The organism is Aliivibrio sp. 1S175 (assembly GCF_001690985.1).
GTDB lineage: Bacteria > Pseudomonadota > Gammaproteobacteria > Enterobacterales > Vibrionaceae > Aliivibrio.
The window spans coordinates 599-1,642 of sequence record NZ_MAJS01000017.1; the positions used below are offsets into that span (position 1 = coordinate 599).

Genomic DNA, 1,044 nt, shown 5'->3' on the forward strand with positions numbered 1-1,044 from the left:
TGTAGCAAATCGTGTTGATGCGATTGTTATGTTCGCTCTTACGTAATGTAATGTACCAAACGAGAATATAAATGAGTTTTACAATTAGGACATTTATTACCATCTGGATCCTTCCCTTCCCATAAAGCATTGCAAATTACACACTCATATCTTGCAATACGCTTAGGTATCTCAATATTAACTTTTGGAGAGTGATTATTCCATGAAATGGATTTCTCAGAGTCTAACTCTATAGCAAGATTTTTTTCATAAATATCAATCGTTTTCCGAAGTGACAATTGAGCATTGTAGCGCTTACTTTCTGCTCTTGGGTGAAATAACCACAATTTAGACTCTAAATTATATTGTAAAAAATCGCTAAGAATTTTCTTATGTGATTTATTTTTAGATTCAGGAGCTTGAAATAATGATAGTAATTCGTCTAGCTTTATTTCAACAACCCCACACTTTTCTTTCTGGTGACATAACTCTTCAGGAGTATCTCGGTTGGGATGGGAAAAGTAAATAACAAATGGGAAACCTTTGATGTTTGCAAGAATATCAACGCATACATGATTAAATTTCTTATCTAACTCAGGGGCTGACAGTTGAACCGTTTGCTCCGATGATATTTCGAATACTTCTGAGAAGTATTCGCCCGATGGTGATTCTTCTCCTACATAATCAATATTCGCGGGCAAATCAATATTTATGCCTTTAATAATTACTTGGCGAGCCATTAAACGAACTGAAACAAAAAAAGAGAAATCACATTCATCTTTTGTTTTCATTGATGATTTACGCGTAATATGAGCAAAATGCCATTGATTGACATCCCCTTGCCTAGCAGTTAAAGGGGTCTCACATGAAGGACAAATACAACCACATTTATTGCCTTTAATAACTTCGCTTACATCAACAATTTCTTGGTCTTCTTCTCTGAGACCAAAAGGAACTAATTGTAAATCACTCACAGAATCCCTCCGAGAACATAACGCCTGCATAACACGTTTGCTACGATACAGACCTAGCTGAATTTTACTGCCTTAATCACTGAAACTAAAG

1 protein-coding gene is annotated in these 1,044 nt (G+C 35.3%); it reads right to left on the reverse strand.

Annotated elements, in window-relative coordinates; translation table 11 throughout:
• Positions 1 to 38 precede the first annotated feature (38 nt).
• On the reverse strand, positions 39 to 953 hold the full coding sequence (locus tag A6E06_RS08290) for a competence protein CoiA family protein (protein WP_083190303.1): 915 nt from the start codon (positions 951 to 953) through the stop codon (positions 39 to 41).
• Between the last annotated feature and the right edge of the window lie 91 nt (positions 954 to 1,044).